The sequence below is a fragment of the Pseudomonas putida genome, assembly GCA_041071465.1.
Classification (GTDB): domain Bacteria; phylum Pseudomonadota; class Gammaproteobacteria; order Pseudomonadales; family Pseudomonadaceae; genus Aquipseudomonas; species Aquipseudomonas putida_P.
In genome coordinates, this window is the sequence record CP163498.1 from 4,742,373 (window position 1) to 4,768,346 (window position 25,974).

Consider the following 25,974-nt stretch of genomic DNA (forward strand, 5'->3'; position numbering starts at 1 on the left):
CGCTAGGGACGCCAAGCGCCCCCAGGGCCTTTCAGAACTGTGCTGCCTCCAACCCATAAAGGCTGTCGCTGCCCGCTCTGATGCTGGCCTCCAGCCCTAACCCGCGCGGCAATACCCGCTGGTAGAAGAACGCCGCACACGCAAGCTTGGCCCCATGAAACGTTTCGTCCTCATCACGCTTGGCCAACGCCACCGCCGCCATTCGCGCCCACATATAGGCATATGCGGTAAGCCCGAACAGTTGCAGATACTCGACTGCCACTGCGCTGACCAGGTTGGCATCCGCGCCGGCCCGCGCCCGTAGCCAGGCGCTGGTAGCCTCCAACCGCGCCAAGCTTGCCTGCAGTGCCTCGCGGTGCAATGGCGCATCCACACTGAACGCTCGTACTTCGGCGGCAAAGCTGGCCAACGCCTGACCGCCGTCGGCCAGCACTTTGCGCCCGAGCAGATCAAGAGCCTGAATACCGTTGGTGCCTTCATAGATTTGCGCAATGCGCACGTCGCGCACTCGCTGCTCCTGGCCCCATTCGCGGATGTAGCCGTGGCCGCCGTACACTTGCTGGCCCAGCACGCAGCTTTCCAGGCCGTTGTCGGTGAAGAATGCCTTGGCCACTGGTGTCAGCAGCGCCACCAGGCGCTGGGCATGTTCGCGCTCGCCGGCGTCTTCGGCATAGCGCGCCAGGTCCAACTGTTGGCCAACGTAGGCGGCGAACGCCCGGCCACCTTCGGTGAGGGTGCGCATGGTCAGCAGCATGCGCCGTACATCGCCGTGGTGGATGATCGGGTCGGCAGCCTTGTCCTGCGCCTGTGGGCCGCTAGCGGCGCGGCTCTGCAGGCGCTCGTTGGCGTAGCGGGCGGCGCTCTGGTAGGACGCCTCGGCGCAGCCGATGCCTTGTATGCCGATGGACAGGCGCTCGTAGTTCATCATGGTGAACATCGCCGCCAAACCTTTGTTGGGTTCGCCCACCAGGTAACCGAAGGCACCATCGAAATTCATTACACAGGTCGCCGAGGCCTTGATGCCCATCTTGTGCTCGATCGAGCCGCAGTGGGCGGCGTTACGCGCGCCTAGCTGGCCATTGGCCTCGACCCGGTACTTGGGCACCAGAAACAGCGAGATGCCCTTGGCGCCGGCGGGTGCGTCGGGCAGCTTGGCCAGCACCAGGTGGACGATGTTCTCGGTCAGGTCCTGCTCGCCACCGGTGATGAAGATTTTGCTGCCGCTGATGCGGTAACTGCCATCGGCTTGGGGTTCGGCGCGGGTTCGGATCAGCCCCAGGTCGGTGCCGGCATGGGGTTCGGTCAGGCACATGGTGCCGGCCCAACGGCCTTCGTACAGGGGCGGCAGGTAAGTGGCCTTGAGCGTTTCGCTGGCGTGGGCATCGATTGCCAGGCAGCTGCCGGCGCTCAACGCCGAATACAGGCTGAAGCTGCAGTCGGCGGCGTAGAGCATTTCCTCGAACAGCACGCCGAGCATCTTCGGCATGCCCATGCCGCCGTATTCCGGGTTGCCACCCAGGCCGACCCAGCCACCTTCGCGGTAGGTGTTCCAAGCCTCGCGGAAGCCGCCGGGGGTGGTAACCACGCCTGCGTCGAAGTGCACGCCTTGCTCGTCACCGTTGCGGCTGAGCGGGGCGATCAACTGGGCGGTGACTTTGGCGGCTTCCTCGAGGATGGCGTCGGCGGTATCGGCGTCGATGCGCTCGGCCAGGGCGGGCAGGCGGGCCCACAGGGCCGGGGCGTTGAATACGTCATGCAGGACGAAGCGCATGTCACGCAGGGGGGCGGAATAGGTAGTCATCGTTGGCTCTTGAAGGAGGAAGTCAGGGTCGGCTCTTCGCGGGCAAGCCCGCGAAGAAGCGGCTGCGCTTTCAGAGGGCCTTGGCCCGGTCGCGCAGCACGTACTTCTGGATCTTGCCGGTGGAGGTTTTGGGCAGCTCACCAAACACCACGGTCTTCGGCACCTTGAACCCGGCCAGGTGCTCGCGGCACCAACTGGTGATATCGGTCTCGCGGGTGTCTTCCCGGCCCGGCTTGAGGGCAACGAAGGCGCACGGCGTTTCGCCCCACTTTTCATCCGGGCGTGCCACCACGGCGGCTTCCAGTACAGCCGGGTGCTTGTAGAGGGCGTCTTCGACCTCGATGGTGGAAATGTTCTCGCCACCGGAAATGATGATGTCCTTGAGCCGGTCCTTGATTTCGACATATCCGTCGGCATGCCATACGGCCAGGTCGCCGGTGTGGAACCAGCCGCCACGGAAGGCTTCGGCGGTGGCTTCAGGGTTTTTCAGGTAGCCCTTCATCACGGTATTGCCGCGCATGAAAATTTCGCCCAGGGTGTTGCCGTCGCGCGGCACCGGCTGGAGGGTTTGCGGGTCGGCGACCATCAGGCCGTCGAGGGTTGGGTAGCGTACGCCCTGGCGCGACTTGATCCGCGCACGCTCGTCCAGCGACAGCGCATCCCATTCGTCATGCCAGGCACACACGGTCACCGGGCCGTAGACCTCGGTCAGGCCGTAGGTGTGGGTGACCTTGATGCCCATTTCCTCCACGGCGCCAATCACCTTGGCCGGCGGCGCGGCACCGGCGACCATGGCCTGCACCGGGTGCTCGATGGCTGCCTTGGCGGCTTCGGGCATGTTGACCAGGGCGTTGAGCACGATTGGCGCCCCGCACAGGTGGCTGACCCGGTGCTCGCGGATCAGGGTGAGGATTTTCTGCGGGTCGACCCGACGCAGGAACACATGGGTGCCGGCCAGCGCGGTGATGGTCCAGGGGTAGCACCAGCCGTTGCAGTGGAACATTGGCAGGGTCCACAGGTAAACCGGGCGGTGCCCCATGGCCCAGGTCATCTGGTTGCCCAGTGCGTTCAGGTAAGCGCCGCGGTGGTGGTAGACCACGCCCTTGGGGTTGCCGGTGGTGCCGGAGGTGTAGTTCAGCGAAATGGCCTGCCACTCGTCATCGGGCCATTCCCAGGCAAAGTCCGGGTCCCCTTCGGCAAGCAGGGCTTCATAGTCCAGCTCGCTGACAGCGCGGCCCTCGCCATACTCCGGGTCATCCACATCAATCACCAGCGGCGGGTGTTCGAGCAGCGCCAGGGCTGCTTCGATGACGGCATGGAACTCGCGGTCGGTGATCAGCACCTTGGCCTCGCCGTGCTGCAGCATGAAGGCGATGGCCTCGGCATCCAGGCGCACGTTCAAGGTATTGAGCACGGCACCGATCATGGGTACGCCGAAGTGCGCCTCAAGCATGGCCGGGGTGTTGGGTAGCATCACTGCCACAGTGTCGCCACGGCCGATGCCACGGCCAGCCAGGGCACTGGCCAGGCGCAGGCAGCGTTGGTAGGTTTCCTGCCAGTTGCGGCGGATGGCGCCGTGGATGACGGCCGGGTAATTGCCGTATACGGCGGCGGTGCGTTCGATGAAGCTCAGCGGGGTGAGGGCGACATGGTTGACGGCAGCGGGCATCAGGCCCTGGGCATAGATCGACATGCGGTAATCCTGTAAGGGAGGCAGACGCAGCATGTGCGCTTGGCCCCCGATGGCTGATTGTTAGCTCTGTTCAGGGTGCAGGGAGGCGGACGGTGGGCCGCTCCCTCTGTCGCAGTTTTACGCGAGTCGCTATGGTAGTAGGAATATCGACTATAGCAATATAGTAAAACTACTATAACAACGAGCCGCCCATCGTGCATAACACTGCCTACCCCTTGCTCGCCAAAGACCCACAACCCAGCCTGTTGCTGGCCAGCGATGCCAGCCCGCTGGCGCTCAACCCAGCCCTGCAGGCCTGGGTTGCCGAAGGCCCGGCGCTGGTCCATTGGCTGCCGGCCAACTGTGCCGCCCTGGTGCGTGCCTGCCTGCGCCAGCATCGGGCGATCAGCGATGTCGAAGTGCAGGTCGGCGAGCGCATCGTGCTGTGGACGTTCATGCCGGATGACCAGGGCCAACAGGTGCTGGGCCGCTGTCGTGATGCCAGTGAAGAACGCCACGGTGCACGTGAAGCCAGCCGCGCCCGGCGCCTGTACCGGCTGATCATCGAAAACACCACCGACCTGATTTCCCGGCACAGCCCCGATGGCCGTTTTCTCGATGCTTCACCGGCAGCATTTCGCCTGCTCGGCCTGTGGCCCGAGCAACTGCGCGGCATGCCCGTGCACACCCTGCTGCACCCGCGTGAACGGCGCCAGGTACTGCGCCAGGCCGCTGCCGCGCTGGACCAGGACGGCTACCACACCATGACCTGCCGGGTGCGTCAGGCCGCTGGCGGCTACCGCTGGTTCGAAATCGCCAGCCGGGCGATCCGCGAGACCTACACCGGCGCGGTGGTTGAGGTGGTCAGTGTGTCCCGTGACATCACCTTGCGCATCGAAGCGCAGGAAAGCCTGGCACACAGTGCCCGCCTGGCCACCCTGGGCGAACTGGCTTCGGGCATTGCCCATGAGATCAACCAGCCGCTGGCTGCGGTGGTTAACTACGCCAACGCCAGCCAGCGTTACTTGCAGGGACTGGAGCGCGACCCGCAAGCCCGCGAGCGGGTAGGCCAGGGCCTGCAGCGCATCAGCGAGCAGGCCACTCATGCCGCCGAAGTGATCCGCCGCCTGCGCGCCTTTCTACGCAAGGGACCGCGACGCCTGCAGGCACTGGACGTGGCCGAGGTGGCCGGCGAAGCCATGCGCCTGTGCGCCTGGGAAGCCGCGCGTGACCAGGTGCAGGTCGAGCTGCGCATCAGCGCGCAACTGCCCTCGGTGTATGCCGACCGGGTGTTGCTTGAACAGGTGCTGCTCAACCTGTTGCGCAATGCCATCGATGCCAACCGCGAGCTGCACGGGGAAAAACCGTCACGTATCCTGCTCGGCGCCACCCGCGATGGCGAGGGTGTGCTCGTCGAGGTCGCCGACCAGGGCCCGGGCGTATCGCCCGAGTGCCTGGATGAAATCTTCACGCCGTTCACCACCAGCAAAGCCGACGGCCTGGGCCTGGGCTTGAGTATGAGCCGCAGCCTGATCGAAGGCTTTGGTGGCAACCTGTGGGCGCGGGCGGGTGTCGACGGCGGTTTGGTACTGTGCTGCCGGCTGGCGGTCAGCAGGGGTTAGGGAGAGGCTAGGGTGCAAGCGAAAGTGTATGTGGTCGATGACGACCAGGGTATGCGCGACTCGACGGTGTGGCTGCTGCAGTCGGTGGGCCTGCAAGCCTTGCCGTTTGCCAGCGGGCAGGCATTTCTCGACGCCTGCGTGAACGATGCGCCCGCGTGTGTGTTGTTGGACGTGCGCATGCCGGGGTTGGGCGGGTTGGCCGTGCAGCAGGCGATGAGTGAGCGTGGCCTGATGTTGCCGGTGATCTTCGTCAGCGGCCATGCCGATGTGCCGATCGTGGTGCGGGCGTTCAAGGCGGGTGCCTGCGACTTCATCGAAAAGCCCTACAACGACCAGTTGCTGCTCGACAGTGTGCAGGCCGCACTGGAGCACGCCGCGCGGGCACGCCAGGGCGACCAGGCGCTGGCCATGGTGCAGGTGCGCATCGACGGCCTCACACCGCGTGAGCGTGACGTGTTCGTGCCACTGGTCCAAGGGTTGAGCAACCGCGAGATTGCTGAGCAGTTGGGCATCAGCGTGAAGACCGTGGACCTGTATCGGGGGCGGGTGATGAAACGCTTGCAGGCGGCTAGCCTGGCGGAGCTGGTAGGCATGGCGATTGCCTGCGGGGCGGTCGAGGCGTTGGGCCTGCAAGCGCGCTAGCCGCTTTTGCACGGCCCCTTGCTGGAGCGGCGTATCCCGTAGAAATCATGAAATTTTTCATAGCTAGCTAATCAAAGCTTTGACATTCACTGCCTAGGCAGTAATATTTTTACACAATTACCCGAGCAGTCTTCGATGGCCCATTTCTCTCCCGAAAACTTCCAGACCTGCGCCATCGGCATGTTGCTTGGCCGTGCGGCGATCCTGAAGGACCGCATTCTCGACTGGCACCTCGAATCAGAGGGCGTCACCGCCGCGCAGTTCAAGGTGTTGATCATCGTCACCCAGTACCAGGTGGATACCCCGGCCGAGTTGTGCCGCTACTTGGGCCTGGACAGCGGTTCGATGACCCGCATGCTCGACCGCCTCGAGCAGAAGGAGCTGATCGTGCGCAACCGTTGCGCCGACGACCGGCGCTTGGTGCGCCTGGCGCTCACGGCCGACGGCCAGCGTCTGGCCGACCGCCTGCCAGAAATAGGCGCCGCCGCGATGAACGAGTTGTGCGGCGTGCTGGCACCTGAAGAGCTCAAGACCCTGGAAGGCCTGCTGGCCAAGGTGCTGCTCGGTGCTGGCGACCCGTTGACGATCCGCCGTTTCGGCGACCGTTGAACCCTGTCACGAATTATCCAAGGTATTGTCATGGCCACTCCCGCAGACACCCCGACTCCCTCCGCCGAGCCCTCGCGCAAGCGCAAGGCCTGGCTGCTTGGCCTGCTGTTGCTGCTGATACTTGGTGGTATCGGCACGTGGGCCTGGTACAGCCTGGTCGGCCGCTGGCACGAAAGCACCGACGATGCCTACGTCAATGGCAACGTCGTGGAAATCACCCCACTGGTCACCGGCACTGTGACCAGCATCGGAGCCGATGACGGCGACCTGGTCCATGCCGGCCAGGTGTTGCTGCAATTCGACCCAGCCGACAGCGAGGTGGCCTTGCAGTCCGCCGAAGCCAAGCTGGCGCGCAGTGTGCGCCAGGTCCGCGGGCTGTACAGCAACGTCGACTCGCTCAAGGCCCAGCTGGAAACGCGCCAGGCCGAACTGCGCAAGGCGCAGCAGGACTTCAACCGGCGCAAGGTGCTGGCCGACAGCGGTGCGATTGCCGCAGAAGAGCTGTCCCATGCCCGCGACGACTTGAGCGTGGCCCAGGCCGCCGTCAACAGTGCACGCCAGCAACTCAGCACCAGCAGCGCGCTGGTCGACGACACCGTGGTGTCCTCGCACCCCGAGGTGATGGCTGCCGCAGCCGACTTGCGCCAGGCCTACCTCGACCACGCCCGCACCACCCTGGTTGCGCCGGTCACCGGCTATGTCGCCAAGCGCACCGTGCAGCTGGGCCAGCGCCTGCAGCCGGGCACCGCGACCATGGCGGTAATCCCGCTGGACCAGGTGTGGATCGACGCCAACTTCAAGGAAACCCAGCTGCGTGACATGCGCATTGGCCAGCCCGTGGAAATCAGCGCTGACCTGTACGGCAGCGAGGTCAAGTACAGCGGCACGGTCGACAGCCTTGGCGCGGGTACTGGCAGTGCCTTTGCCTTGCTGCCGGCGCAGAACGCCACCGGTAACTGGATCAAGATCGTCCAGCGTGTACCCGTGCGTATCCACCTCAGCCCCGACCAGCTCAAGGACCACCCGCTGCGGATCGGCCTGTCCACCGTGGTGGAAGTCGACCTGCACGACCAGAGCGGCCCGACCCTGGCCCAGCAGCCACCGCAGCAGGCCAGTTACACCACCCAGGTGTATGACCGCCAGCTGGTCGAAGCCGATAACCTGATTGCTCAGCTGATTCACGAAAACAGCGCTCCCGGCAAGACGGCGCAGCGATGAGCAACAACGCCGCTGCCCAGTTCACGCCGCCAAGCCTGCTGCTGACCACCATCGGCCTGTCGCTGGCGACGTTCATGCAGGTGCTCGACACCACCATCGCCAACGTGGCCTTGCCGACCATTTCCGGCAACCTGGGGGTGAGCTATGAGCAGGGTACCTGGGTTATCACTTCGTTCGCGGTGAGCAACGCCATCGCCTTGCCGTTGACTGGCTGGCTGAGCCGCCGCTTTGGTGAGGTGAAACTGTTCATCTGGGCCACACTGCTGTTCGTGCTGGCTTCGTTCCTGTGCGGTATCGCCCAGTCGATGCCCGAGCTGGTCGGGTTTCGTGTGCTGCAGGGTGTGGTCGCCGGGCCGTTGTACCCGATGACCCAGACGCTGCTGATTGCTGTTTATCCCCCGGCGAAACGGGGGATGGCCCTGGCATTACTGGCGATGGTCACGGTGGTGGCGCCGATTGCCGGGCCAATTCTGGGTGGCTGGATCACTGATAGCTACAGTTGGCCGTGGATCTTCTTCATCAACGTGCCGATCGGCCTGTTCGCTGCCGCGGTGGTGCGTCAGCAGATGCGTACGCGGCCGGTGGTCACCAGTCGTCAACCGATGGACTACATCGGCCTGCTCACGCTGATCATCGGCGTCGGCGCCTTGCAGGTGGTGTTGGATAAAGGCAACGACCTGGACTGGTTCGAGTCATCCTTCATCATCGTCGGCAGCCTGATCTCGGTGGTGTTTCTGGCGGTGTTCGTGATCTGGGAGCTGACCGACCGCCACCCGGTGGTCAATCTACGTTTGTTCGTGCATCGAAACTTCCGCGTCGGCACCATCGTGCTGGTCGGGGGGTATGCCGGGTTCTTCGGTATCAACCTGATCCTGCCGCAGTGGTTGCAGACGCAGATGGGCTACACCGCGACCTGGGCGGGCCTGGCGGTGGCGCCGATTGGCTTGCTGCCGGTGATCATGTCGCCTTTCGTGGGCAAGTATGCGCACCGGTTCGACTTGCGGGTGCTGGCGGGGCTGGCGTTCCTGGCGATCGGTACCAGTTGTTACATGCGCGCGGGGTTCACCAGTGAAGTGGACTTCCAGCATGTGGCCTTGGTGCAGTTGTTCATGGGTATTGGGGTGGCGTTGTTCTTCATGCCGACCTTGAGCATTCTGCTGTCCGACCTGCCGCCGCACCAGATTGCCGATGGTTCTGGGCTGGCGACGTTCCTGCGTACCTTGGGCGGGAGTTTTGCGGCTTCGTTGACGACGTGGATCTGGATTCGGCGGGCGGACCAGCATCATGCCTACCTGAGCGAGAACATCAGCCAGTTCGACCCGGCGACGCGGCATACACTTGAGCAGTTGGGTGGGGCCAGCCCGCAGAGCTATGCGCAACTGGAGCAGATACTCAATGGGCAGGCTTACATGATGTCCACGGTGGACTACTTCACTTTGATGACCTGGGTGTTTGCTGGGTTGATTCTGTTGGTGTGGTTTGCCAAGCCACCGTTTACGGCCAAGGCGGGGCCGGCGTCGGCTGGGCATTGAGCACGTACACGATTAGATTCAAACGCTCTTGCTCTTGCTCTTGCTCTTGCTCTTGCTCTTGCTCTTGCTCTTGCTCTTGCTCTTGCTCTTGCTCTTGCTCTTGCTTCGGCGTTTGCTTCTAAGCGCGTGATAGTCCAGGCGACGATCTGCGTGAATGAATGTTTACTCGGTGTGAAGGCCCACATCCAAGAAGCAAGAAGCAGAGTTTGTCTGTTTTGACCCGGCGCACAGTCCGTTTGCGATGGCGACACTGACTCACCTTTTCGCCCTTACGGCGAGTCACTTTTTGTCAAACGCGACAAAAAGTAACCAAAAAACGCTGCGCTCCCATCATCCGGCCCCTACGCTGCGCTCCGGGGTCCCCTCACTCCGGCCTTGCTCCCGGGAGGACCGCGCTGCAGGCCCCATCCTGGGGCCCAGCGCTTGACGGGCATCCATGCCCGTCACCTCCCTCCGCAAGGCCTACGTTCGGCCTCCTGAAGTCGCGAAGATCAAGATCAAGATCAAGATCAAGAGCAAGAGCAAGAGCAAGAGCAAGAGCAAGATCAAGAGCAAGAGCAAGAGCAAGAGCAAGAGCAAGAGCAAGAGCAAGATCAAGAGCCGGAGTGGGGTGGGAACCGGAGGTGGGAGCTGACCTTGGTCATTCCCCTACGTCGCCTTTTCGCCTATTGTCGATCCTCCCTTCCCCAAACGATTGGCACATTCATGGAGAACGTCATCGTCATCACCGGCGGCAGCCGCGGTATCGGCGCCGCCACGGCGTTGCTGGCCGCCCGTCACGGCTACCGCATCTGCATCAATTACCACACCGACGACCAGGCTGCGCAAAACATCCTCGGCCAGGTACGCGCCCTGGGCGCCGAGGCCATTGCCGTGCGCGCCGACGCCAGCGTCGAGGATGAAATCATCCAACTGTTCCAGCGCGTCGACGAAGAACTCGGCCCGGTCACCGCATTGGTCAACAACGCCGGTACCATCGGCCAGCAAAGCCGCGTTGAGGAAATGTCCGAGTTCCGCCTGCTCAAGATCATGAAGACCAACGTCGTCGGCCCCATGCTCTGCGCCAAGCACGCCTTGCTGCGCATGGCGCACCGGCATGGCGGGCAGGGCGGGGCCATCGTCAACGTGTCGTCGGTGGCCGCACGGCTTGGTTCACCCAATGAATATGTCGACTATGCAGCCTCCAAGGGCGCGCTCGATACCTTCACCATCGGCCTGGCCAAAGAGGTGGCAGGCGAGGGCGTACGGGTCAATGGCGTACGACCGGGCTATATCCACACCGGTTTCCATGCGCTGTCCGGTGACCCGGATCGCGTCAGCAAGCTCGAACCCGGCTTGCCCATGGGCCGCGGTGGACGCCCCGAGGAAGTGGCCGAGGCCATCCTCTGGCTGCTCTCGGACAAAGCATCCTATTCCACCGGTAGTTTCATCGACCTGAGCGGCGGGCGCTGAACGCGCCCGTCAATCCTCCAGCAGTTCTCGTACCCGCTCGGCCAGCACTTCCAGCTCGAACGGCTTGGTCAGCACCAATGTACCTTGCAGCAACTGGCCGTCGCTGAGCGCCGCGCTTTCGTCGTAGCCAGTGATGAACAACACTTTGATGTCTGGGTAGCGCTCACGGCAGCGTTCGGCCACCTGGCGACCATTCAGGCCGCCCGGCAGGCCGATATCGCTCAGCAGCAGGTCTGGCCGTTCGCCACGTTGCAGGTGGGCGAGGGCAGTCGGGCCATTCTCGAAAGCGTCCACCTGGTAGCCCAGCTCCTCCAGCACTTCGCCGACCACCATGCGCAAGGCCGCCTGGTCCTCGATCAGCAGGATTCGCCGTGCCGCCGTGCTGCTTTTTTCAAGTCGCGTGTCGCGGGCCTTGGGCGCTGGGGCTTTGGGTTGCTCATGGTGTCGTGGGAACAGCAGCTCGATTCGTGTACCTTCACCAAGTACGGACAACACGCGCAATTGCCCTCCCGATTGGCGCACGAAGCCGTAAGTCATCGACAACCCCAGGCCGGTGCCCTGGCCGATAGGTTTTGTGGTGAAAAACGGGTCGACTGCGCGCTCCGCCACTTCGGCCGACATGCCTTTACCGTTGTCGACGATGCTTAGCCGCACGTACTCGCCGGCAGGTATCTCCAATGCCTGGGCCTGCGCTTCGTCAATTTGCAGGTTGTCGCCGATGATGTCGATCAAACCACCCGCAGGCATGGCGTCGCGGGCGTTGATGCAAATGTTGAGCAGGGCACTTTCCAGTTGTGGCGGGTCGATGAAGGTCGGCCACAGCTGGCTGGCGAACTGGCTGTTCAGGGTAATTTCCGGGCCTATGGTGCGGCGCAGCAACTCTTCCATGCCGGCCACCAATGTGGCCACCTGCGTGGAGCAGGGTTGCAGGGTCTGCTGGCGGGAGAACGCCAGCAGCCGGTGCACCAGCGAAGAGGCCAGCTGCGCCGAGCCGCTGGACAGCTCCAGCAACGGCTCCAGGGCGTCGAAGCGTGATTGGTCCAGGCGTTGGCGCATCAGTTCCTGAGCGCCGAGTATGCCGCCCAGCAAGTTGTTGAAGTCGTGGGCGATGCCGCCGCTGAGCTGGCCCACGGCTTCCATCTTCTGCGCTTGACGAAGGGCTTCTTCGGCCTTGGCCAAGCGATCCTGCTCTTGCACCCGCTCAGTGATGTCGTAGGCGAACAGAAAGGCCCCTTGTATTTCTCCTTCATGGTCGCGCAGGGCGTTGAAGCGCAGCTCGTAATGGCGCGCCAGGGGCTCCTTGCCGAAGGTGCCGACTTCTACGAACTGCTCACCCGCCAGGGCGCGCTTCCACAAGGTCAGGTTCAGCGCCTGACCGTGAAGCCCATCATCTATCAGATCTGTCAGGCAATCGCCGATTTCCGGGGTTTTCCCAAACAGCAGCTGGAAATCAAGCTTGGCCTGGCGGTTGATGGCCAGCCAGCGCATGTCGTTGTCGAGCACATGCACATTGACCACACTGTGGTCGACCAACTCTGCAAACAAGCGTCGCTCTGCCAGTGCCGTGTTCACGCGTTGCTCGAGCTCTTCGTTCAGGCGCTGCAGGGCTTGCTCCGCACGCCGGCGTTCGGTCACGTCCTTGAACAACACGGCTACCTGACGCTTTTCGGCTGGCTCTACGCGAAAAGTGGTTACTGATAGCACATGGCCGGTGGCGACCAGCTCCTGCTCGAAGTGCAGGGGGTCGCCGGTACGAAGTACAGCGCCATAGCGCGCCACCCAGTCATCGGCCTCGTCAGGCACCATCTCGCGCAGCTTCTGCCCGACCACGTTGGGAATACCAGCGTGCTTGGCGTAGGCCGCGTTGGCCAGCACATGCACATAGTCACTCAACGGACCGTGCGGGCCGTCGAAGAATTCGATGATGCAAAAGCCTTCGTCCATGGTGTCGAACAACGACCGGTAAAAGCCCTGATCATGGTCTTGAAGGCTGGCAAGACGTGCTTCCAATAGTGCGTTCTGCCGTTGCAGAGCTTCGACTTGTTGACGCAGGGAGAGCAGGTCGCGGGAGGGCATGCCGTTGTCCGACAAAAAGAGGAGAAGCAAACTTTAACGTGTTCACCTGCTGGCGGATAGACGATCAGCGTTGCGGCGGCGCAATACCCAGCAAGCGGTTTACCCGACTGCAGAAGCTCTGCAGGTCGAACGGTTTGGACAGCAGCTCGGTGCGGCTGTCGGGACGGGTACTGGGCGGGAGCTCGGCAGCGTCATAGCCGGTGATCAGCAATACCGGGGCGTTGGCCTGAAACCCTTGAAACGCCTCTGCCAGCTGATAACCGTCGATACCTCCGGGTAGGCCGACATCTGTGATGAGCAAGTCCGGTAGCGGGCCCGCATGCAGCGCCTCAAGTGCCGGGCGGCCAACGTCGAAAGCCTGTACTTCATGGCCAAGTTCAGTCAGTACTTCGACGAGCACCAAGCGCATGGCGGACTGGTCCTCCACTAGCATGACCCGCTGCACACGGGGGGCGGAAAGCACAACACAGGTTGTGGCTGGCACAGGTGGGTTGTCGGCACTGATGTACTCTTCCTGAGGAAAATACAGGTGAATGCACGTGCCTTGCCCAGCCACGCTTTCGATCTGCAACTGCCCGCCGGACTGGCGGACGAAGCCATAGACCATGGACAGCCCCAGGCCGGTACCTTGTCCGAGCGGTTTGGTGGTGAAGAAGGGTTCAAGGGCTCGCTGCATCACTTCGTTGGACATGCCCATGCCGGTATCGGTGACGCGAATGTGCAAATACCGCCCTGCGGGCAGGTCCAGTTGCCCGGCCTCGGCCACAGCAAGGTCACTGTTTGCACACGAGATGCTGAGGATACCGCCCAAGGGCATGGCATCTCGGGCATTGATGCACAGGTTCAGCAAGGCATTTTCCAGTTGCTGCGGATCGATGCGAATCTGCCACAGTCCGGCCAATGTCTGGTCGTGGAAATCAATGTGAGGACCGGTAGAACTGGCGATCAAGTCTTGCATACCGGCAACCAAGCACTGCACATCGATGGGTTGCGGCATCAGCGTTTGCTGGCGCGAGAAGGCCAGTAGGCGCTGTACCTGCGTGGCGGCGCGTATCGTGGTGTTGCGGCAAAGTTCCAGCATGCGCGCGGTGTCGGCGTGGCGTTGTTCGCGCAAGCGCTGCTCGGCCAGTTCCAGCGCACCTAGCAGGCTGCCCAGCAGGTTATTGAAGTCGTGGGCAATACCACCGGTCAACTGGCCGACCGCTTCCATTTTTTGCGACTGACGCAACGCTTCCTCGGCCTGGCGCAGGCGTTGCTGTTCGGCCGTGCGCTCGGTGATGTCATAGGCGAACATGTAGCCGCCCTGGATGCGTTGCTGAATATCGAGCAACGGGTGGCAACGGATTTCGTAATGGCGTGGTGCGTCAACGGGCCCGAGGGTGATGGTGTCGATGAACGCTTCGCCGGCCATTACGCGCGGCCATACTGGGGCCAGACGGTCCATGATGTCGGGTTGGTTGGTCAGAAACTGCGATACGTGGTCGCCAATCTGCGGTACGAAACCTCGGTAACGTTCGAAGGTTTCGCGTGCCGTACGGTTGATGGCCACCAGGCGCATCTTGCGGTCGGCAGCGAATACATTGGCCAGGCTGCTGTCGAGCAGTTCGCCCAGCAGCTTGATGTGTGCTTGTGAGGTGTCTTCGCGCTCTGCCAGGCGCGCCTCCAGCTCTGCGACACGCGCTTGCAACTGGATAATCGACGGAGGCGCGTCTGGTTGCATGGCGAGGGCCCGATGAACGGATCGAGCAACTATAGTCGCCCCTCGGGCCAGTCGCTATCAAAACGAGCGAATGATCCGCCCAAGGGTTTCCATGGCCCGCTCGGCACCGTCGTGCCAGGGGCTGCCGTAGTTCAGGCGGATGCAGTTGCCGAAGCGCCGGGTGGGTGAAAAGATTGGCCCGGGAGCGATACTGATCCCTTGCGCCAAGGCCATGTGGAACAGCTTGAGGGCGTCCATTTGCTCGGGCAGTTCCAGCCATAGGAAGTAGCCGCCAGAGGGCTGGCTGACCCGCGTCTGCGCCGGGAAGTGGCGCGCGATGGCCGCCAGCATGTTGGCCTGCTGGCCTTCCAGGGCGTAGCGCAGTTTGCGCAGGTGGCGGTCGTAGCCGCCGTGTTGCAGGTAGTCGGCGATGGCCGCCTGGGCCGGCATCGAGGCACACAACGAAGTCATCAGTTTCAGCCGTTCGATCTTCTGCGCAAAGCGCCCGGCGGCCACCCAGCCAATGCGATAGCCCGGTGCCAGGCTTTTGGCGAACGAACCGCAGTGCATGACCAGGCCTTGGGTGTCGAAAGCCTTGGCTGGCTTGGGCGCCTGTTGCGAGTAGTACAGCTCGGCATAGACGTCGTCTTCGATCAACGGCACCTGATGGCGTGTCAGCAACTCAACCAAAGCCTGCTTCTTGGCTTCTGGCATGCTCGCACCCACCGGGTTCTGGAAGTTGGTCATGCACCACACGGCTTTAACCGGGTGCTTCTCCAGGGTTTGCGCAAGTACCCCCAGGTCCATGCCCTCGCGCGGGTGCACCGGAATCTCCACGGCCTTGAGCTTGAGCCGCTCCAGCACCTGCAGGCAGGCATAGAAGGCGGGGGCTTCGATCGCGACCAGGTCACCCGGCTGGGTCACTGCCTGCAGGCACAGGTTCAAGGCTTCCAGCGCACCGTTGGTGATCAGCAGCTCTTCCATGGGCAACATCAGCCCGCCGACCATGTAACGCAGTGCGATTTGCCGGCGCAGCTGCGGGTTGCCCGGCGACAGGTCCGTCACCACCATGCGCGGGTCCATGCTGCGGCTGGCGCTGGCCAGCGAGCGCGACAAGCGTTGCAGGGGGAACAGCTGGGGCTGGGGAAGGCCGAGCCGAACGGTATGGTGTTGGGGTCTTTGATCGAGTCGAGGATGGAGAACACCAACGCGCTGACGTCCACGTCGGTAGACTCGCTGACCGGCTGCAGCGCCTGCGGCTCGCTGAACTGGCGCGGAGCGTGGGCGTTGACGAAATACCCGGAGCGCGGCCGGGCGCGAATCAACCCGCGCCGCTCCAGCAGGTAATAGGCCTGGAACACAGTAGACGGGCTGACCCCGTGGGTCTGGCTGGCGTAGCGCACCGAAGGCACGCGCTGGCCGGGGCCCAGCACCCCGGAGCGAATCAGTTCGGCAATGTCGTCGGCGAAGCGTTCGTAGCGTTTCATTCTGGCCTTCTGTCGAAGCCTGGCAGGCAAGGTGGTGTCAGTGTAAGGGATCAACGGTTCATGGGGGCGACGAAGCGACTGTGCGCCACGCTACGGATAGCGGGGTCGTCACGTTCGCTGATTTCAAAACTCAGCGTCTGCGAGCTGCTGGTCGGGCGTTCGGCGAGCATCGCCACCGACACCGGCAATTCGCTCATTTCACCCGCAGGGATGACCAATGCGGTGTTGCCCTGCAAGGCAAAGCCGTCGGCGTCCACCAGGCGCAGCTCATAATGCTGGGTACGTTCGGTCTTGTTGATGACCTTGAGCAGGTAGATGTTCTCGATCTGGCCCAGGGCGTTTTCACGGAACAGGCCGCGGTCCTTGATCACATCCAGCGACACCATCGGGCGCAACTGCAAGGCCACCACCAGCGCCCCGATCATCACCACCAGTGCAGCGGCGTAGCCCAGCAGGCGCGGGCGTAGCCAGTGAGTGGTACCGCCTTGCAGGCTGTGCTCGGACTTGTAGCCAATCAGGCCTCGGGCGTAACCCATCTTGTCCATCACCCCGTCACAGGCGTCTATGCACGCGGCGCAACCGATGCAGGCCATCTGCAAGCCATCGCGAATGTCGATGCCGGTGGGGCACACCTGCACGCACAAGGTGCAATCGATGCAGTCGCCCAAGCCCTGAGCTTGAACGTCACTGCCTTTCTTGCGGGGGCCACGGGTTTCGCCACGACGCGGGTCATAGGCGACTGCCAGGGTGTCCTTGTCGAACATCACGCTCTGAAAGCGCGCATACGGGCACATATGCAGGCACACGGCATCGCGCAGCAGGCCGGCGTTGATGTAGGTGGCGGCCGTGAAGAACAGAACCCAGAACAACGCCACGCCACCCAGTTGCAGGGTGAACAGCTCTGCAGCCAGTGGCCGGATCGGGGTGAAGTAACCGACGAAGGTCAGCCCGGTGACTACGCCAATGGCCAGCCACAGGCTGTGCTTGAGCGTGCGGCGCGCCAGTTTGTTCAGGCTCCAGGGCGCGGCGGCCAGCTTGATGCGTTGGTTACGGTCACCCTCGGTCACCTTTTCGCACCACATGAACAGCCAGGTCCAGGTACTTTGTGGGCAGCTGTAACCGCACCATACCCGCCCGGCATAGACGGTGATGGCAAACAAGCCAAAGGCGCAGATGATCAGCAGCGCTGACAGCAGGATGAAGTCCTGTGGCCAGAACGTGGCGCCGAAGATATGGAATTTACTGTTACCCAGGTCCCACAGCACGGCCTGGCGGCCGTTCCAGTTCAGCCAGGCGGTGCCGAAGAACAGCACGAACAGGGCGCCGGCAAAGCCGATGCGCAGGTTGCGGTACAGCCCGGTGAAGCTGCGGGTATGGATGCCGCTGTCGGTGCGTCGCGGTTGGGGGCTGGCTGGGGCGGTGGCGATCTCTGTAAAAGGGATTCTATCGTTCATGGCTCGGTGCTCATCAGGCCTCGATCAGGCATGAGCACTATGGCCTTGAACCTGTTATCAGCACAGGTTCAGGTTTTGCGATAAAAACCATATCAGATTTACCGCTTGGCCCCGCCAGGCCTTAGATTACCGAGCCTGGCACGCTAGCCTTCAGATGCCTGCGGCTATCCACCGCACCCGCCACGGTGAGTGCGTCGGCCTCGGCTTCAGTGATCGGCACACGCTGGCCCGCAAGCAGGGCCACCGACATATGCAACTGTTCGTCGGTGATGATTTCGATATCAGGGCCTTCACCTTCGATGCGCAGGTCTTCGCCGATCAGTGTGCAACGGCGCGTGGTTTCGTCGACTTCAATGGGCATGGGGTGGTCCTCCTGGGGGGGTTACAGGGTGGACCGCGGTTTGGGGCTGGTTGCTGCATCGGCAGGCTGAGCGGCACTTTGCCCTGTGTGCAGAGGTCAACCATGCAAGCACGATGTTCAGGCAGGGGCACCACCGCGATGGACGTCATCTGGCAAGCAATCCAGGCCGAGTTCGCCGATGTCACCGATGAGCGCGAGGTTACACAAATCCTTGTGCGCCTGCTGATGGCTGCGGTACTTGGTGCCGTGCTGGGATTCGAGCGTGAACACAAAGGCAAGTCTGCCGGGGTGCGTACCCATATGCTGGTCTCGCTGGGGGCCGCCTTGTTCGTGCTGGCACCCAGTATGGCCGGGGCTGACGAGCAAGCGTTGAGCCGGGTGATCCAGGGCATCGTCGCCGGGATCGGCTTTCTGGGGGCGGGCACCATCCTCAAGGGTAACGGCCAGGACACCAGCCATGTGAAAGGCCTGACTACTGCTGCCGGGTTGTGGATGACAGCAGCCATCGGTACAGCAGCTGGCATGGGCCGCGAAGCCACGGCACTGATCAGCACGGTACTGGCCCTGTTGGTGCTGGGCACGATGCCGTTACTGGTAGAGAAGGTCGAAGGGCAGGATGAGGAGAAGCAGAAGGAGGAAGAGGGCAGGAAGCACTGAGGGGAGCCGAAGCTCCCCTCAAAGCGTTGTTGCCTGCTCTTTTTTATTATTGGGACCGGCCTATTGTTGTTTTTGTCGGCTTGTCCTGGTGTTGCGGGCGACCCCCATGCGGGGTCAAGAGCAAACGTATTTTTTTGAGCGCTGACCTGCTTTCATCATGGCTGATCCGAACCTGGCTGCTGCTACCTTGAGGTAGTTTTATTGTTCTGTGCCAGACCGCGGGGCGTACCCCTGAAAAGCGTGTCGACTCCAAAAAAATCTGCTTGCTACGCCTCTGCCGTGTTGTTCTTGTTATGTCAGAGCCGTTACCTGTTGTTTTTATTGGGTGTCACATTTTTTTTGTTGTTGTACCGAAGATATAGCAGGGTGCGTGCCAACTTTTACAAACCCTTTAAAATCAAGCACTTAGCTTTTTTCGTCAAAACCGCTTGGCCTGAAATTTTGTCGATTTGTTTCCCTGTTACCCGATTTTTTGCTGTGAAACGTGGGGGCGGTAACACTTCACCCACACGTATGTGACACCCGTGTGACTTATTGCGCGCTGCGCGCCCGTGCTACCCGCGACCCGTTGTCGCGGCCCAGCACGCTGCTGATGCGCTGGCCGGCGGCGATCAGCCGGCCCAGGTCGATGCCGGTTTCAATACCCAGCCCTTGCAGCAGGTACACCACGTCTTCACTGGCGATGTTGCCGGTAGCGCCCTTGGCGTAAGGGCAACCGCCCAACCCGGCCACCGAGCTGTCGAACACGCTGATGCCTTCAAGCAGGCTGGCATAGACGTTGGCCAGGGCCTGACCATAAGTGTCATGGAAGTGCCCGGCCAGTTGCTCGCGCGGTACTTGCGCCGAGACCACCTCGAACAGGCGGCGGGTGTCGCCGGCGGTGCCGGTACCGATGGTGTCGCCCAGCGAGACCTCGTAGCAGCCCATGTCGTGCAGGGCGCGAGCCACCGGGGCCACCTGCTCGGCACTGACCTTGCCCTCATAAGGGCAGCCGAGCACGCACGACACATACCCACGCACGCGCACACCATGGCTGCGCGCAGCCTCCATGATGGGCTCGAAGCGTTTGAGGCTGTCACTGATCGAGCAATTGATGTTGCGCTGCGAGAACGCTTCGGAGGCCGCAGCGAAAACCGCCACTTCTTTCACCCCGGCAGCCAGGGCGTCCTCGAAGCCGCGCAGGTTCGGCGCCAGCGCTGCATAGATCACGCCTGGGCGTTGCTGAATGCCGGCGAACACCTCGGCAGAGCCGGCCATCTGCGGCACCCACTTGGGCGAGACGAAACTGCCCACTTCGATGTAGGCCAGGCCTGCTTCGGTGAGGTCGTCAACCAGTCGCACCTTGTCGGCGACACTGATGGGCTGGGCTTCGTTCTGCAGGCCGTCGCGGGGGCCTACTTCGACCAGGCGGACGTGTTTGGGCAAGGACATGGCGGGTTTCCTATGGCGTTCAGCGGTTGTCTTTGTTGTTCAGGGTGGCGGCCAGGGCTTGTTCGCAGCGCTCCTGGGCGGTGTCCAGTTCCAGTTGCATCTGGTGAATGTCGAGCATCTGCTGCTCCAGCTGGGCGCGACGCTCGGCGATTTTCGCCAGCATGCTGTTGAGCTGCTTGAGGTTGCCGCTGGTGGGGTCGTACAGCTCGATCAGCTCGCGGCACTCGGCCAAAGAAAAGCCGATGCGCTTGCCGCGCAGGATGAGCTTCAGGCTGACCTTGTCGCGCGGCGAGTAGATACGCTCCAGGCCACGGCGCTCTGGGCTCAACAGGCCCTGTTCCTCGTAGAAGCGAATCGCGCGGGTGGTGATGTCCAGCTCGCGGGACAGGTCGGAGATGCTGTAGGTCTGGGTGCTCATGCTGGGGCTCGGCGTGGGGTATGCGGCTATCCTGAAGGCAGGTTGACGTATACGTCAAGCAGGCGGCTGCAAATCAGTCAGGCTGCCCCGATCGCCGATATCCATTGGGCGTCTGCCCGCTCAAACGCTTGAACCACCGCGCAAAGTAAGTCGGGTCGGTGAACCCCAGGCTATCCGATAACTGCCCGATGCTCATCCGCGTGTAAATCAGGTTACGCCGAGCCTCCAGCAACAAACGCTGGTGCACAACCTGCAGCGCAGTCTGGCCACTGAGCGCCCGGCACAGCTGGTTAAGCTGCAAGCTCGGTACATTCAGCCGCGCGGCAAAATCCTCTACCGACAGATGCTCGCGATAATGCGCTTCAACCAGGCGCAAATACTGCCCCAGCAACAGGCGGTCACGCTCATCGCGGTTACGTGGCGCTTGCCCCAACTGTTGGCGGCGGCTGATCCATACCATAAGCGCGGTAACCAATGCTTCAAGCATTGCCGCGCGCGCCGGGGCATTGCCTTGGTACTCCTGATGCAGGGTGTCGATCAGGCTGCGCAGGTGCACGCGCTCATGCCCCAGCGGGTAACAGGCAGGTTGTGCCAGCACGGTCAGTGGCGCACCCAGGCGTTGTTCCAGATTCGCTACCAGCGCAGTGCCGAAGGTCAGCACGTAGCCCTGGATATCGGCGCTGAAGCGAAAGCCATGCACGGTCATCGGCGGTACCACCTGGATCGCCGCCTCATCGATGGCACTGCGCACCCCCTCGATCTCCACCTGGGCCTGGCCGCGCTGCACATACAGCAATTGGAACAGCTCGGCATGCTGGTGCGGCTTGATCTCCCAGTGATGCAGGCGGCTGCGTGCCGGGATCGATTCGCAATGCATCAGGTCAGTGCCGGGCCACGCCTGGTTTTCGCCATACAGCTTGAACAACGGGACGCCGGGGAGGGTGGATTTCATCTGGGCTGACCTGTCCGTTAATCGAACGTTTTTTGTAAAAGTGCAGGTTTTGCATGGAATAGCACAGTTAACTGGCGTTTTTTGCCAGTAAAAATGCAAGGGCAAACCCTAACAGCAGATGCGGGCCCACTGCCAGTCCTGGGCCGGCATCGTCCGAACAAGAGACAACAACAATGAAAACTCAGGTTGCAATTATTGGTGCAGGTCCATCGGGCCTGCTGCTGGGCCAGCTGCTGCACAAGGCCGGTATCGATAACGTCATCCTCGAACGCCAGACGGCCGAATATGTCCTTGGTCGCATCCGCGCCGGGGTGCTGGAGCAAGGTACTGTCGACCTGTTGCGCGAAGCCGGAGTCTCAGAACGCATGGACCGCGAGGGCCTGGTGCACGAAGGTGTCGAGCTGCTGGTTGGCGGGCGCCGCCAACGCCTGGACCTCAAGGCCCTCACCGGTGGCAAGACGGTGATGGTCTATGGGCAGACCGAAGTCACCCGTGATCTTATGCAGGCCCGTGAAGCCAACGACGCGCCAATCATCTATTCAGCCAGCAATGTCCAGCCGCACGAACTGAAGGGCGAGAAGCCGTATCTCACCTTCGAAAAAGACGGCCAGGTGCATCGGGTGGACTGTGACTATATCGCCGGCTGTGACGGCTTCCACGGCGTCTCTCGGCAAAGCATTCCCGAGGGCGTGCTGAAACAGTACGAGCGGGTTTACCCGTTTGGCTGGCTGGGCCTGCTGTCGGACACCCCACCGGTCAACCACGAGTTGATCTATGCCCACCACGAGCGAGGTTTCGCGTTGTGCAGCCAACGCTCGCAAACCCGCAGCCGCTACTACCTGCAGGTACCTTTGCAGGACCGGGTCGAAGCATGGTCTGACGAGCGTTTCTGGGACGAGCTGAAAGCCCGTTTGCCAGCCGACGTAGCGGCAGACCTGGTTACGGGCCCAGCCCTGGAAAAAAGCATTGCGCCACTGCGCAGCCTGGTGGTGGAGCCGATGCAGTATGGCCACTTGTTCCTGGTGGGTGACGCCGCGCACATCGTCCCGCCTACCGGCGCCAAAGGCCTTAACCTGGCCGCTTCGGACGTCAACTACCTGTACCGCATTCTGCTCAAGGTATACCGCGAAGGGCGCACCGACCTGTTGCAGCAGTACTCGCCGCTGGCCTTGCGCCGGGTATGGAAAGGCGAGCGCTTCAGCTGGTTCATGACCCAGCTGCTGCATGACTTCGGTAGCCACAAGGATGCCTGGGACCAGAAGATGCAGGAGGCTGACCGCGAGTATTTCCTGACCTCGCCAGCGGGGCTGGTGAACATTGCCGAGAACTATGTGGGGCTGCCGTTCGAAGAAGTGGTGTGATTTCTAAGGGGCGCTTTGCGCCCCAGCATTTCAACGCCAAGCTTTACTCGCGGGCCAGCAGCATCTCCATCTGCCGATACCCCCGCTGCCGCGCATGCTCCAGCGCGGTCACCCCGTCCTTGTCGGCAATCTGCCGATCCGCCCCGGCCGCCAGCAACCGCCGCACGACCTCCACATGCCGCGGCCCGCCATCGCCCAGCACCACGGCCTCCATAAGCGCGGTCCAGTGCAGCCGGTTAAGGTGGTTCACGTCAACGCCGGCATCAATCAACATTTGCACGGTCTCGACATGCCCGCGCTCGGCAGCCGGAATCAGCGCGGTGCCGCCGTAACGATTGGTGCTCTTGAGGTCCGCCCCGTGGCGCAGGGTCAGCCGCAGGATGTCGTTCAGGCCCCGGGCGCCAGCATACAGGTAGGGGCTGTCGTCGATGTTGTCCTTGGCATTCACATCGGCCCCGGCTTCGATCAGGGCTTTCGCCGCCGCCAGCTGGTTGCCGTGGGTCGCCACCAGCAGGGCAGTGCGCCCTTGCTCATCACGGCTGTCCAGCCGGGCACCTTGCCCCAGCAATTGTTGCAAAGTGCGCACGTCATCGTGGCGGGCGGCGTTGTGCAGGCGGTTGTCCACAGTGCGGGTCTCGGCGTGGGTGGCAAGGCTGGTGCACAGGGCAAACAGCGTCGCGGCAATTGATAAACGCATGGGCGGGCTCCTTATCGACCTGGCTACATCCTAGAAAAATCGCGGCAAGGCTTGAAGTTAACTTTGCGCATGACCGACAGTGCCTGGCTGAATAGTTGAAGGCAGGAAGCAAGACGATGAAATTTTCTACGCCGCTGATGAGCGCTCTGTGCCTGGTGGCTGCCAGTGGCTGGGCCTGTGCCGACCAGGTGCTGCCCGCACCACCGGAGCTGGCCTCTGGTTACCGCAGCGGGCTGCAGCCGGTGCACGCCAGCCGGCACATGGCCGCTGCCGCCAACCCGCTGGCCAGTGAAGCGGGGCGGGCGATATTGCGTGCCGGGGGCAGTGCGATTGACGCTGCCATCGCCATGCAGATGGTGCTGACCCTGGTCGAACCCCAGTCCAGTGGCATTGGCGGCGGGGCGTTCATCTTGTATTGGGACGGCAGGCGCGTACAGGCATTCGACGGTCGCGAGGCTGCGCCGGCGGCGGTGACAGAGAAGCTGTTCCTGCAAGCCGACGGTACACCGATGCCGTTCCGGGCAGCGCAGATTGGTGGCCGTTCGGTCGGCGTGCCAGGGGTGCTACGTGCCTTGAAACTGGCCCACGATCAACACGGTAAGCTGCCTTGGCGCGACCTGTTCGCCCCGGCCATTGCCCTGGCACGCAACGGTTTCGCGGTTTCCGAGCGCCTGCACACGTTGCTGGCCGGGGACCCCTACATTGGCCGTTCACCCGCAATGGCTCGCTATTTTCTGGATGAACAGGGCAAGCCGCTGGCAGTGGGCACAACACTGCGAAACCCTGAGTTGGCCTACACCTTCGAGCGGATCGCGGCAGAAGGCCCCGAGGCGTTCTACAGCGGTGAAATTGCCGAAGCCATTGTGGCCAAGGTGCGCAGCCATGCCAATGCGGGTTACCTGTCGCTGCAGGACTTGCAGCAGTATCAGGCCAAGGAGCGCGAGCCGGTGTGTGGCCCTTACAAAGCCTGGCGAATATGCGGCATGCCGCCGCCATCGTCGGGCGGGGTGACGGTGCTGCAGACCTTGGGCATGCTCGAAGCCGTGCAACACGCTGCGCCCCAGCGCGACCTGGCAGCGCTGCGTCCGCTGGCCACCTCGTCCCCGGCCCGGCTGGAGGCACCGCCACTGGCCGTGCATCTGATTGCCGAGGCCGAACGCCTGGCCTATGCCGACCGCGCCCAGTACCTGGCTGACAGCGACTATGTGCCGGTCCCGGTCAAGGCCCTGACCGATCCCGCCTACCTGGCCAGCCGCGCCGCCTTGATCGGTGAATACAGCATGAAGCGTGCACTGCCGGGCCGGCCGCAAGGCGCGGACCTGGCCCTGGCGCCTGACCGCTCGCCATTGCGCATTTCCACGTCGCACCTCAGTGCCGTGGATGACAGTGGGCAGGCCTTGGCCATGACCAGCTCGGTGGAGGCCGCATTCGGTTCGCACCTGATGGTCAAAGGCTTCCTGCTCAACAATCACCTGACCGACTTTTCCTTCACCCCCCAAGAGCACGGCAAGCCGGTGGCCAACCGGGTGCAGCCGGGCAAGCGGCCACTGTCGGCCATGGCGCCGACCTTGGTGTTCTCGCGTGCCTCTGGCGAGCTTGTGGCCAGCCTCGGCTCGCCGGGCGGTTCTCAGATCATTGGTTACGTGAACAAGGCGCTGGTCGGCCTGCTGGATTGGCAGCTCGACCCGCAGCAGGCCGCCGGCCTGCCCAACTTCGGCAGCCGCAATGCGGGTACCGAAGTGGAAGCAGGGCTGGCCAGCCCGTCGCTGATCCGCCAGTTGGCGGCCTGGGGACACGACGTGACACCGATGACCATGACCAGCGGCATGCAGATCATTCAGCGCAGTGGCGAGGGTTGGTCAGGTGGTGCCGACCCTCGGCGGGAAGGTGTGGCCCTTGGCGACTAGCCGTGATAGAACGCAGGTTCGCCATTCAGTAGTTGAATACCAAGATGTCTATCAGCGTGAAATCGAATAGGGCTCTGTTCGACCTCGACCTGCTGCGCGCCATTGTCGTGGTGGCCGATTGCGGCAGCTTCACCACCGCTGCCGCGCGCCTGCATTCGACCCAGTCGACGATCAGCCAGAAGGTGCGCCGCCTGGAAGACATGGTCGGCCACCGCCTACTGGTACGCGGCAACCGTGATGTGCTACCGACCGATGCCGGGCAAACCCTGCTCGGCTATGCCCGGCACATGCTGGCGCTGAACGACCAGATGCTCGAGGCCCTGGCCGGGGCGATGGTGGGTACCACCGTGCGCCTTGGCGTGCCCGAGGACTTCGTTGGCGGGCGTACCACCAATGCGTTGTCGGCCTTCAGCCGGCTGCAGCCACAGGTGAAGCTGGAAGTGACCAGTGGCTTGTGCCGGGACCTCAGCCAGGCCTACGACAATGGTGAACTTGACCTGGTGCTGCTCAAGCAGCGGCGCAACACCCGCGAGGGCGTGGCCTGCTGGCCAGAGCGCCTGCAATGGATCGACAGCGCGCGTACGCCCGCCTTCGAGCTCGACCCGATCCCGCTGGTGACCTTCCCGCCACGCGGCCTGTACCGCGAAGACATGATCAACGCGATCGAAGGCATGGGCCGACGCTGGCGTATCAGCTTCACCAGTTCCAGCCTCAGTGGCATCCAGGCCGCGGTCGCCGATGGCATGGGCGTGAGCCTGCTGCCACCAAGGGCGGCCACTGGTGAGCACCGGGTGCTGGGGGCAGGGCAAGGGCTGCCGGAGGTCGACAGCTATGAGATCGTCATCGTCCACCGGCCGACGGCAGATGTGATGGTCAAGGCGTTGGCCGAGGTGATGACGCAGCTATTGGCAGGTGGTGGCATCTGA

21 protein-coding genes and 1 pseudogene are annotated in these 25,974 nt (G+C 62.8%); 11 read left to right on the top strand and 11 right to left on the bottom strand.

Annotation, left to right across the window (positions count from 1 at the left end; genetic code table 11):
- Positions 1 to 31: 31 nt before the first annotated feature.
- On the bottom strand, positions 32 to 1,801 hold the full coding sequence (locus tag AB5975_21900; GenBank protein XDR19179.1) for an acyl-CoA dehydrogenase C-terminal domain-containing protein: 1,770 nt from the start codon (positions 1,799 to 1,801) through the stop codon (positions 32 to 34).
- Between the two features lie 70 nt (positions 1,802 to 1,871).
- Positions 1,872 to 3,494, bottom strand: a complete 1,623-nt coding sequence (locus tag AB5975_21905; GenBank protein ID XDR19180.1) for an acyl-CoA synthetase — start codon at positions 3,492 to 3,494, stop codon at positions 1,872 to 1,874.
- Positions 3,495 to 3,688: 194 nt separating this feature from the next.
- Here AB5975_21905 and AB5975_21910 point away from each other — a divergent pair, with 194 nt between their 5' ends.
- From AB5975_21910 to AB5975_21940, 7 genes are all read left to right on the top strand, one after another.
- Positions 3,689 to 5,095, top strand: coding sequence for a sensor histidine kinase (locus AB5975_21910; GenBank protein XDR19181.1), 1,407 nt, complete (start codon positions 3,689 to 3,691; stop codon positions 5,093 to 5,095).
- 12 nt (positions 5,096 to 5,107) lie between these two features.
- The gene (locus AB5975_21915) at positions 5,108 to 5,737 is read left to right on the top strand and encodes a response regulator transcription factor (GenBank protein ID XDR19182.1); all 630 of its coding nucleotides are present in this window, start codon (positions 5,108 to 5,110) and stop codon (positions 5,735 to 5,737) included.
- Positions 5,738 to 5,872: 135 nt separating this feature from the next.
- Positions 5,873 to 6,346 carry a MarR family winged helix-turn-helix transcriptional regulator gene (locus AB5975_21920; protein ID XDR19183.1) on the top strand — a complete coding sequence of 158 codons (474 nt, stop codon included), beginning with the start codon at positions 5,873 to 5,875 and terminating at the stop codon, positions 6,344 to 6,346.
- 30 nt (positions 6,347 to 6,376) lie between these two features.
- Positions 6,377 to 7,564: an HlyD family efflux transporter periplasmic adaptor subunit gene (locus AB5975_21925; protein XDR19184.1), complete on the top strand. Its 1,188-nt coding sequence runs from the start codon at positions 6,377 to 6,379 to the stop codon at positions 7,562 to 7,564.
- Positions 7,561 to 9,096, top strand: a complete 1,536-nt coding sequence (locus AB5975_21930; protein XDR19185.1) for a DHA2 family efflux MFS transporter permease subunit — start codon at positions 7,561 to 7,563, stop codon at positions 9,094 to 9,096. The genes AB5975_21925 and AB5975_21930 overlap by 4 nt, the downstream gene beginning before the upstream one ends.
- A gap of 436 nt (positions 9,097 to 9,532) precedes the next feature.
- The gene (locus tag AB5975_21935; protein ID XDR19186.1) at positions 9,533 to 9,730 is read left to right on the top strand and encodes a hypothetical protein; all 198 of its coding nucleotides are present in this window, start codon (positions 9,533 to 9,535) and stop codon (positions 9,728 to 9,730) included.
- A 71-nt stretch (positions 9,731 to 9,801) separates the two neighbouring features.
- The gene (locus tag AB5975_21940) at positions 9,802 to 10,548 is read left to right on the top strand and encodes an SDR family oxidoreductase (protein XDR19187.1); all 747 of its coding nucleotides are present in this window, start codon (positions 9,802 to 9,804) and stop codon (positions 10,546 to 10,548) included.
- 9 nt (positions 10,549 to 10,557) lie between these two features.
- Here the strand turns inward: AB5975_21940 and AB5975_21945 are convergent, their stop codons facing one another.
- The 5 genes and pseudogenes from AB5975_21945 to AB5975_21965 all read right to left on the bottom strand — a co-directional run bounded on the left by AB5975_21945 (position 10,558) and on the right by AB5975_21965 (position 17,625).
- Entirely contained in the window at positions 10,558 to 12,624 is a 2,067-nt protein-coding gene (locus AB5975_21945) for a PAS domain-containing protein (protein XDR19188.1), read from the bottom strand.
- 64 nt (positions 12,625 to 12,688) lie between these two features.
- Complete coding sequence (locus AB5975_21950; protein ID XDR19189.1) at positions 12,689 to 14,344, bottom strand: ATP-binding protein; 1,656 nt, start codon at positions 14,342 to 14,344, stop codon at positions 12,689 to 12,691.
- Positions 14,345 to 14,401: 57 nt separating this feature from the next.
- A pseudogene (mapR, locus tag AB5975_21955) lies at positions 14,402 to 15,810 on the bottom strand (GntR family transcriptional regulator MpaR).
- A gap of 50 nt (positions 15,811 to 15,860) precedes the next feature.
- Entirely contained in the window at positions 15,861 to 17,264 is a 1,404-nt protein-coding gene (gene ccoG / locus AB5975_21960) for a cytochrome c oxidase accessory protein CcoG (GenBank protein ID XDR19190.1), read from the bottom strand.
- Positions 17,265 to 17,385: 121 nt separating this feature from the next.
- Positions 17,386 to 17,625, bottom strand: a complete 240-nt coding sequence (locus tag AB5975_21965; protein XDR19191.1) for a DUF3203 family protein — start codon at positions 17,623 to 17,625, stop codon at positions 17,386 to 17,388.
- Positions 17,626 to 17,763: 138 nt separating this feature from the next.
- On the opposite strand from AB5975_21965, the gene AB5975_21970 reads away from it, so the two are divergent.
- Positions 17,764 to 18,282 (top strand): MgtC/SapB family protein, encoded by a 519-nt coding sequence (locus AB5975_21970; protein XDR19192.1) that lies wholly within the window; start codon positions 17,764 to 17,766, stop codon positions 18,280 to 18,282.
- A gap of 531 nt (positions 18,283 to 18,813) precedes the next feature.
- Here the strand turns inward: AB5975_21970 and AB5975_21975 are convergent.
- The 3 genes from AB5975_21975 to AB5975_21985 all read right to left on the bottom strand — a co-directional run bounded on the left by AB5975_21975 (position 18,814) and on the right by AB5975_21985 (position 21,083).
- Positions 18,814 to 19,713, bottom strand: coding sequence for a hydroxymethylglutaryl-CoA lyase (locus AB5975_21975; protein XDR19193.1), 900 nt, complete (start codon positions 19,711 to 19,713; stop codon positions 18,814 to 18,816).
- A 19-nt stretch (positions 19,714 to 19,732) separates the two neighbouring features.
- Positions 19,733 to 20,131 (bottom strand): MerR family DNA-binding transcriptional regulator, encoded by a 399-nt coding sequence (locus AB5975_21980; GenBank protein XDR19194.1) that lies wholly within the window; start codon positions 20,129 to 20,131, stop codon positions 19,733 to 19,735.
- A gap of 73 nt (positions 20,132 to 20,204) precedes the next feature.
- Entirely contained in the window at positions 20,205 to 21,083 is an 879-nt protein-coding gene (locus tag AB5975_21985; GenBank protein ID XDR19195.1) for a helix-turn-helix domain-containing protein, read from the bottom strand.
- Between the two features lie 173 nt (positions 21,084 to 21,256).
- On the opposite strand from AB5975_21985, the gene pobA reads away from it, so the two are divergent.
- Positions 21,257 to 22,444, top strand: coding sequence for a 4-hydroxybenzoate 3-monooxygenase (gene pobA, locus AB5975_21990; GenBank protein XDR19196.1), 1,188 nt, complete (start codon positions 21,257 to 21,259; stop codon positions 22,442 to 22,444).
- 43 nt (positions 22,445 to 22,487) lie between these two features.
- Here the strand turns inward: pobA and AB5975_21995 are convergent, their stop codons facing one another.
- The gene (locus AB5975_21995; protein XDR19197.1) at positions 22,488 to 23,141 is read right to left on the bottom strand and encodes an ankyrin repeat domain-containing protein; all 654 of its coding nucleotides are present in this window, start codon (positions 23,139 to 23,141) and stop codon (positions 22,488 to 22,490) included.
- A gap of 116 nt (positions 23,142 to 23,257) precedes the next feature.
- Here AB5975_21995 and ggt point away from each other — a divergent pair, with 116 nt between their 5' ends.
- Both ggt and AB5975_22005 read left to right on the top strand, forming a co-directional pair.
- Entirely contained in the window at positions 23,258 to 25,048 is a 1,791-nt protein-coding gene (gene ggt / locus AB5975_22000; protein ID XDR19198.1) for a gamma-glutamyltransferase, read from the top strand.
- A 44-nt stretch (positions 25,049 to 25,092) separates the two neighbouring features.
- Positions 25,093 to 25,974: a LysR substrate-binding domain-containing protein gene (locus AB5975_22005; protein XDR19199.1), complete on the top strand. Its 882-nt coding sequence runs from the start codon at positions 25,093 to 25,095 to the stop codon at positions 25,972 to 25,974.

What these genes read in the sequence shown, in the direction of transcription:
- AB5975_21945 (XDR19188.1), bottom strand. Translation starts at nt 12,624, where the DNA reads ATGCCCTCCCGCGACCTGCTCTCCCTGCGTCAACAAGTCGAAGCTCTG.
- AB5975_21920 (XDR19183.1), top strand. Translation starts at nt 5,873, where the DNA reads ATGGCCCATTTCTCTCCCGAAAACTTCCAGACCTGCGCCATCGGCATG.
- AB5975_21900 (XDR19179.1), bottom strand. Translation starts at nt 1,801, where the DNA reads ATGACTACCTATTCCGCCCCCCTGCGTGACATGCGCTTCGTCCTGCAT.
- AB5975_21995 (XDR19197.1), bottom strand. Translation starts at nt 23,141, where the DNA reads ATGCGTTTATCAATTGCCGCGACGCTGTTTGCCCTGTGCACCAGCCTT.
- AB5975_21930 (XDR19185.1), top strand. Translation starts at nt 7,561, where the DNA reads ATGAGCAACAACGCCGCTGCCCAGTTCACGCCGCCAAGCCTGCTGCTG.
- ggt (XDR19198.1), top strand. Translation starts at nt 23,258, where the DNA reads ATGAAATTTTCTACGCCGCTGATGAGCGCTCTGTGCCTGGTGGCTGCC.
- AB5975_21905 (XDR19180.1), bottom strand. Translation starts at nt 3,494, where the DNA reads ATGTCGATCTATGCCCAGGGCCTGATGCCCGCTGCCGTCAACCATGTC.
- pobA (XDR19196.1), top strand. Translation starts at nt 21,257, where the DNA reads ATGAAAACTCAGGTTGCAATTATTGGTGCAGGTCCATCGGGCCTGCTG.
- AB5975_21935 (XDR19186.1), top strand. Translation starts at nt 9,533, where the DNA reads ATGCCCGTCACCTCCCTCCGCAAGGCCTACGTTCGGCCTCCTGAAGTC.
- ccoG (XDR19190.1), bottom strand. Translation starts at nt 17,264, where the DNA reads ATGAACGATAGAATCCCTTTTACAGAGATCGCCACCGCCCCAGCCAGC.
- AB5975_21985 (XDR19195.1), bottom strand. Translation starts at nt 21,083, where the DNA reads ATGAAATCCACCCTCCCCGGCGTCCCGTTGTTCAAGCTGTATGGCGAA.
- AB5975_21965 (XDR19191.1), bottom strand. Translation starts at nt 17,625, where the DNA reads ATGCCCATTGAAGTCGACGAAACCACGCGCCGTTGCACACTGATCGGC.
- AB5975_21925 (XDR19184.1), top strand. Translation starts at nt 6,377, where the DNA reads ATGGCCACTCCCGCAGACACCCCGACTCCCTCCGCCGAGCCCTCGCGC.
- AB5975_21975 (XDR19193.1), bottom strand. Translation starts at nt 19,713, where the DNA reads ATGTCCTTGCCCAAACACGTCCGCCTGGTCGAAGTAGGCCCCCGCGAC.
- AB5975_22005 (XDR19199.1), top strand. Translation starts at nt 25,093, where the DNA reads ATGTCTATCAGCGTGAAATCGAATAGGGCTCTGTTCGACCTCGACCTG.
- AB5975_21940 (XDR19187.1), top strand. Translation starts at nt 9,802, where the DNA reads ATGGAGAACGTCATCGTCATCACCGGCGGCAGCCGCGGTATCGGCGCC.
- AB5975_21950 (XDR19189.1), bottom strand. Translation starts at nt 14,344, where the DNA reads ATGCAACCAGACGCGCCTCCGTCGATTATCCAGTTGCAAGCGCGTGTC.
- AB5975_21970 (XDR19192.1), top strand. Translation starts at nt 17,764, where the DNA reads ATGGACGTCATCTGGCAAGCAATCCAGGCCGAGTTCGCCGATGTCACC.
- AB5975_21980 (XDR19194.1), bottom strand. Translation starts at nt 20,131, where the DNA reads ATGAGCACCCAGACCTACAGCATCTCCGACCTGTCCCGCGAGCTGGAC.